5 protein-coding genes (1 of these 5 only partly in view) are annotated in these 7,049 nt (G+C 56.5%); all 5 read left to right on the forward strand.

Going from position 1 to position 7,049, the window contains the following annotated elements; translation table 11 throughout:
* Positions 1-883 carry the 3' portion of an ATPase with chaperone activity gene (locus B2R17_RS08830; RefSeq protein WP_286763698.1) on the forward strand. Its footprint begins 782 nt before the window's first position, so 883 of the gene's 1,665 nt are visible here — the last part of the coding sequence; its start codon lies off the left edge, out of view; it ends in the stop codon at positions 881-883.
* Between the two features lie 558 nt (positions 884-1,441).
* On the forward strand, positions 1,442-2,644 hold the full coding sequence (locus tag B2R17_RS08835) for a c-type cytochrome domain-containing protein (RefSeq protein ID WP_286763742.1): 1,203 nt from the start codon (positions 1,442-1,444) through the stop codon (positions 2,642-2,644).
* 2 nt (positions 2,645-2,646) lie between these two features.
* Positions 2,647-5,034 carry a polyphosphate kinase 1 gene (gene ppk1 / locus B2R17_RS08840; protein WP_286763699.1) on the forward strand — a complete coding sequence of 796 codons (2,388 nt, stop codon included), beginning with the start codon at positions 2,647-2,649 and terminating at the stop codon, positions 5,032-5,034.
* A gap of 12 nt (positions 5,035-5,046) precedes the next feature.
* On the forward strand, positions 5,047-5,409 hold the full coding sequence (locus B2R17_RS08845) for a hypothetical protein (protein ID WP_008667047.1): 363 nt from the start codon (positions 5,047-5,049) through the stop codon (positions 5,407-5,409).
* A partial coding sequence (locus tag B2R17_RS08850) for a hypothetical protein (protein WP_286763700.1) occupies positions 5,406-7,049 on the forward strand: 1,644 nt, incomplete at its 3' end. The genes B2R17_RS08845 and B2R17_RS08850, both read left to right, overlap by 4 nt.

Consider the following 7,049-nt stretch of genomic DNA (forward strand, 5'->3'; position numbering starts at 1 on the left):
TCAACGAGCATTCAGCGACTTGCTGATCAACCCAAAGATGTTGCACCGTCTGGGGCCCGCGGTGGCCAGCGGACGCGGGATGTTTCTGTTTGGATTCCCCGGCAACGGCAAGACATCCATCGCCGAACGAGTGACCGGCGCGTTTGGGAAATACATTTGGATTCCCCGCGCGGTGGACATTGACGGAGACATCCTGCGCGTCTTTGACCCGATGAATCACGAGGCGGTGATGCCCGAAAGCTCCGGCGGATTGCTGAGTTCGGGAAGCTTTGACAAACGCTGGGTACGCATCAAACGGCCGACAATCGTGGCCGGTGGTGAGCTCACAATGGAAATGCTCGAGGTCCTCAACAACACCACCAGCAACATCAGCGAAGCCCCGTTGCAGATGAAAAGCAACTGCGGAACTCTGGTCATTGATGACTTTGGTCGCCAGAAGATGTCCGTCGATCAATTGCTCAACCGTTGGATCATTCCACTCGAAAAACGCTATGACTTTTTGAACATGGCATCGGGTAAGAAGATCCAGGTTCCGTTTGACCAACTGGTGATCTTCAGCACCAACCTGGAACCCAAAGACTTGGTGGACGACGCTTTCCTTCGGCGGATCCCCTATAAGATTGAAGTGGAGAACCCACCTGAAGCCGACTTCCGCAAGCTATTTGAAATCATGTGCAAGGTCACCAAGATTCCTTATAACGCCGAAGCGGTCGACTACTTGGTGAAGACACATTACTTGCCCGTCGATCGTCCTTTCCGCAACTGCCAACCACGAGATTTGCTGCTCCAGGTTCGTAACTACTGTCTCTACAACAACCTCGAAGTGGAGCTCAAAAAGGAGTACTTCGACTTCGCCTGCGACAACTACTTCTCGGTGATGTAACCACCGAATCGGCGGCAAGCTTAACGACGATGCAAGCGGCCTGAACGCCGCGAAGGGACAGGGAAAGCAGCTATACGGTTCTCCGACGGGCCACGCCAGACCGGGGTGCAGGGCAAATCGTGATCGAACCTCCGGCAGCTCGCCCCCAAACCGTTGACCGGCACGATGACTCGCTGGACTCGACCTTGTTGGGCGAGAACTCGCTGGGCCCCGAAAAGGTGGCATCGCACTGAAACACGGCACCACACAGTGAACTCAACTCCCGGGTGCTCAACCACCGCCTCGATCCACCATGGCGTTTCTCTATACGCTTGTCTGTCCACGTCACCCGAGGGCGAGAAACCGGGCCCAGGGCAGCAATCCACCGCCGATCAGCTCGTCCGTGCGAACCGGCGCATTTCCCGAAGGAGACTGCTCGCACCCGATAAATGGGTTTCGATCCTGGTTTGGCGGGCACTCGTTCGCCGGTACAATGGGCATCCCTCCTTCGCTCATTTCACATGAGTCCCGCCCCTCAGTCTGCTTCCGATCATGCCTATCTATTCTCCCTTGCCGCCGATGCCCGAATCTCATCCTTGCTGGAACACAGCCCAAACCAGACGTCAGTTTGCCTTTTGCGGCGTGTTTCTACTGACCTTGCTGTGCTCGCTGCTGCACCCCGGCAGCTCCAACGCCGCAGATGATGCTGAAACAAACGTGATTCGGATGCCGGTCGACGAAGAAGGCTTGGTCGTCGATTTTGAACGGGACATTGCCCCGATCTTCCGAGAACACTGCTTGGAATGCCACGGAGCCGAAGAGGCGAAGGCTGATTTTCGCGTCGACGATCGCGACACCGTGTTCAGCTACGTCTATGGAGAAGATCTCGAATCGAGCTCGATGTACATCGACTACTTGATCAGCGAAGACGACGACATGTTGATGCCACCTCGCAGTCATGGCGGACCACTTGCGCCGGCGGAATTGGCACTGATTCGAATTTGGATCGAAGAAGGTGCCAATTGGCCGGATGAAGCGAACGTCGTTCAGCCCGATCTGGATGGCTCGGGCCAACCGATTGAGTTGGCCGATGGCATCCGCAAAGGCATCGACCCAACCGACGCGGGACTGCTGGCCCGGGTCTGGTCGTTCCAAGGATTCCTTCACCCGGCAACCGTCCACTTCCCCATCGCCCTGTTCTTGGTCGGCGGGTTGTTCGTCGTGCTGGGCTGGAAGTGGCCCGCACTCGGTACACAAGTCCCATTGGTTTGTCTGCTGCTCGGTGCCGCGACAGCGATCGTTGCAACGATGATGGGTTGGTCCTTCTCAGTCGAAAAAGGCTACGGCTCTTGGACAAAGGTCAACTTCGATTCCGAACTGTTTTGGCATCGCTGGTCGGCCATCATCGTAACGGTCCTATCAACCATCTTCGCAATCATTGCTTTGAAATCGCTTCAAAGTGACGATGAAGCGGGACGCCAACGTCTGACAAAAGTCTGGAAAATCGGATTGTTGGTTGTCGCTGGCATGGTCGGTGCAGTGGGTCACCAAGGCGGTGAGTTGACCTACGGAAAAGACTTTTACCCCAAGGCGATCAATATTCTTCTGGGCAAGCCTTGGCCACCGGAGTCAGCTCCCGAGACCGCTCTTGAAAGCGTTACCGAAGAAGAACAGTCGCCCGAGCTGACTTCTGACGCGGTCCCGACCGACTCGACAGTCCGCTTGAACACGTTCGCTATCCCCATCGCCATTCAGTCTCCTCCAGTTCCTTCGCGAGTTTGACGTTGTCCCACGATCCTGCCCCCTCTCAGTCCGTCGGCAAACGCCCTCAGAAAAGCACCAAAACCGTGTCGCGACGCCAAGTGGAATCCGCGGCTGCTGACGCACCTCGGTTCATCAACCGCGAGCTGGCGTGGTTGGAATTCAACGCTCGCGTATTGGATCAGGGGGATGATCCGTCGGTAAGACTTCTGGAACGAGCCAAATTCCTGGCGATCACCAGTTCGAATCTCGACGAGTTCATGATGGTCCGCGTTGGCAGTTTGAAACTGCAGGCGGTGAGCGGAGGTGGACGGCGCGACCCGTCCGGTCGAACCGCGACAGAGCAATTGCAGGCGATTTCGAAACGCTGCCAAGGACACGTCGACCGGCAATACCAATTGCTGCGAAACGAGTTGCTGCCGTTGCTGGGCGAACACAAAATCAATCAAATCGATCCGGCCGAATGCAGCGATCGATTGCTCGCCGCCGCCGAACGCCATTTTCGCGGCGACGTGCTGGCGGTGCTTTCACCGCAAGCACTTCACGATCGACGCTTCCCCATGCTGCCTGGTTTGGGAATCCACTTGTGCGTGCAATTGCGTCCGGGCGATGAGATCGGTCCGCAACAGACCCCACCACCGACCGACTCATTGGACGATCGAGTCCCGTCGAATCTCAAGCGGCCCACCAACTCGGCCAACCACCAGTCCAATTCTGAAACCTCTTCGGCTTCGGAAGACGGTGCAGATCAAACCGAACCCGATACCCAATTCGCGGTGATCCCACTCGGCCGCACGCTTGGGCGTGTGATTCCGCTTCCGATCGAAAAGCCGCCGATTGAGAAGGGCGCGGCTCCCAAAGAAAGCGATGATGCGTCGCCCATCGAGTCGGGCTACTCCTACGCGTTGCTGGAAGACCTGGTCTCACACTTCGTTGACGAGTTCTTTCCCGGTCGCGAAGTGATTCAGTGCAAACCGTTCCGCATCACTCGCAATGCCGACATTGAACTTCGCGAAGACGGCGCGGGTGACTTGCTCGGCGGCATGGAAGAAGTCCTCGAGAGCCGACGTCTGTCCGATGTTGTTCGGTTGGAGATCGACGCAAACGCGAATTCGGAAATTCGCGACTACCTGATCAACAGCTTCAACGTCGATCCTCAATTCGTTTTTGACATCGATGGTCCTCTGGATCTGACGTACTTGTTTGCGCTGCACGGCCTGAAGGGAATGAACACCCTTCGCGACGATGAATGGCCTCCGCAACGCAGCCCAAGAATCGATCCCGCCGAATCCATGTTCACATCGATCTCGGACGGAGACATCATGCTGATGCATCCGTACGAGTCCTTTGATCCGGTGGTCCGATTGTTGGAAGAAGCCTCGGTGGACCCGGATGTTCTGGCCGTCAAGCAGATCCTGTATCGGACCAGTCGCAACAGCCCAATCGTTGCTGCACTGATGCGAGCGGCCGAGCGAGGAAAATACGTCACCGCGATTGTGGAGCTGAAAGCCCGATTCGACGAAGCCCGCAACATCGAATGGGCTCGCGAAATGGAACAGGCCGGCGTGCAGGTCATCTACGGCATTCGTGGATTGAAAACGCACGCGAAAGTTTGCATCATCGTTCGTCGCGAACCTCAGGGTTTGGTGCGATACGTCCACTTCGGAACCGGCAACTACAACGAGGTCACCGCCAACTTGTATGGTGACATCTCGGTGCTGACCTGCGATGAGATCCTTGGAACCGACGCGACGATGTTCTTCAACGCCGTCACGGGAGCCAGCCAACCGCAACCACTTCAACAACTCGGCATGGCGCCACTGACGCTGCGTCGCCAAATCCTGGATTTGATCCAAGGTGAGACCGAACGTTGCCGGCAGGGCCAAAAGGGCGAGATCATCGCCAAGATGAACGCGTTGGTGGACACCGAGGTCATCGATGCGTTGTACTTGGCCAGCCAAGCGGGCGTGAAAATTCGCTTGAACGTCCGTGGCGTTTGCTGTTTGCGACCGGGCGTGCCGGGAATGAGCGAAACGATTGAGGTCGTTTCGATCGTCGACCGGTTCTTGGAACACGCACGAACGTTCTATTTCCGCCATGGTGGCGATCACGAAATGTTCATCAGCAGTGCGGACTGGATGCCTCGCAACTTAGACCGCCGAGTCGAATTGCTTGTGCCCGTGATCGATCCCGCCGCCCGCAAACGCCTTCGGGAAACACTGCAGCTGTATTTCCGCGACAATCAAAACGCGTGGCGGATGCAACCGGACGGAAGTTACCAGCGTTTGAAGCCACGAAAGAACGAAGCCCCCATGCGGGTTCAAGAGACACTGTATCATCAGGTGGTCGAGAATCGAAAAGCGGGCAAGCACGACCCGCAATCGACTTTCGAAACTCATCGTCCTGATTGATCTTGTCTCTGTTTGATCGAACGCATGCCTGCCCCCGAACCGATCATCACGCCCACGCCGTCCATTCAACCGGTCATTCGCAGCCGTGTGCTGCCTCGTGTCTCGTTCCGAATGATGATGGCAATCACGGCGTTGGCCGCCATCCTTGCCGCGATCACGCGAGCGGCGGGCAACGGGGCCGTCTTTGCAAAGGCCACTCTCGCCTTCGTGGGTGTCTTTGTTCTTTTTTTCGCGATGGCCGCCGGCGCTTTTCTGGTTTCGTGGTTGGTCGCTCGATTGACGATCGGGCGCGTCGACCAATCTCGCCAAGGCAGTCCGTTCGCCAAAGACGAATTGCCGCCGCAGTTGCTCAAGCCTCGGGAGAAAGAACTATGAACCGCTCGACGCTTGCACTTTGCTTCACGCTCGCCTTGCTGTTCGTTGGATTGACTGACACCAACGCCTTTGGACAACCACATTCAGGCGAGGGCAGCTTTTGGATCAACGATGGCAACAACGCCACGATCTTCCCACGCGGTCGAATCAATCGACTGGGATATCAAATCAGCGTACGCCTGTCCGCGCCAGACATCCCCGAAACGCAGCGTGTCGAAATTGAGTTCACTTCGACAGGCGGTCCCACCACGGCAGACCACAACTTCACCTTGGTGCTCGCACCTCGCGGAAACGGGCACAGTCCACCGCAGTCGGCCTTGGAGGTGGAAATTCCATTCCGGATTCCCGAGAACTCCACCCAGCAAACAATCATCCGACATGTCCCCAAGACTTCTTACGGAGATTTGTACGATGCATCCATCCTGGAAGACGGCCGCGCGATCACTGACATCCCTAACGAGATCGGTAAAGCACTGCAGCGTTACACGGCGGTGGAAAAGGCCATGCGTGACGAACTCCGTTGGCGATTGATTTGGGTCAACTCCGATGAAGACATGGAGTTGCGAGACGACTCGTTGCAGACGTTGGTCGACTCTACGTTTGACATGCAATGGGAAGGCGAATCGTTTTACTCCGAAATGTCACAGGTCGATGAAAACGGAAACGTCAATCAAAATTTCATCGCTGTGCAATCGCACTCCGCCAATGAGATGCCGCTCGACTGGCGGTCGTTGCTTCCGTTCGATGCGATCGTCTTTCATCGTGAAGACTACGTAAAATATCAATCCGAAAAACCACCGTGGTGGAAACCATTCATGCGGTGGGTTCATGGTGGCGGCGTGGTTCTGATCCGAGGCACCCTGCCTGATCAAATCAACGATACGAAGATGATCAGCAGCTCTTCATCCACTTTGGATGCAGCCACCATTGATGCCATTGCAACGACGGCATCGCAGACGTTTCGCACGGAGGCGGGGAACATGGCCGTCCAGTGGGAACGCGCCAACGCAATCAACATGCAGCTAGACGAACTGGGCGCCGGCGAAGTCGAAATCAATGCCATCGAAAAGTTTCGTCGCTCGGTGGTGAACGCCTATAACAACAACAACAAGAAGATCAATCAGCTGGGCACCGAAAAAGGCATGATGGTGTTTGCGTCCGAGGGGGGGCTGATCGTTCAACTGCCAGCTCGCAATTCCGACGAACCAATCAACATGCTGGATTGGCGGACGACCAAATCCATGCTCGGTTTTCATGCCTATCGAACACTCCGCCGCGGCGTCGACCCCATGATTGGCACCCAGCGTTTCTTCGAATGGATGATCCCTGGCGTCTCCCAACCTCCGGTTTACACCTTCATGGGATTCCTGGGACTGTTTGTTGTCTTGGTCGGACCGGTGGCTTACCGCAAAACAACCAAGAGCGGACGCAGCTACCTGATGTTCTTGATCGCCCCCGTGCTCGCCGTCGCCACGACCGTCGCAATGATGGGATACGGAATCATTGCCGACGGTTTTGGCACTCGATTGCGAGCCCGACAAATCACTTGGGTCAACGCCGACGGCGACGCGATGTCTCGGACCCGCTCGACCTACTTCGCTGGAATCCGACCATCCAACGGCTTGCGGTTCCCGGGCGAC

Source organism: Rhodopirellula sp. UBA1907, assembly GCF_002337565.1.
In the GTDB taxonomy this organism is placed as follows: Bacteria; Planctomycetota; Planctomycetia; order Pirellulales; family Pirellulaceae; genus Rhodopirellula; species Rhodopirellula europaea.

Bases quoted from the DNA above. Each gene is read 5' to 3' on its own strand.
- B2R17_RS08835 (WP_286763742.1), top strand. From the start codon at position 1,442: ATGCCCGAATCTCATCCTTGCTGGAACACAGCCCAAACCAGACGTCAG.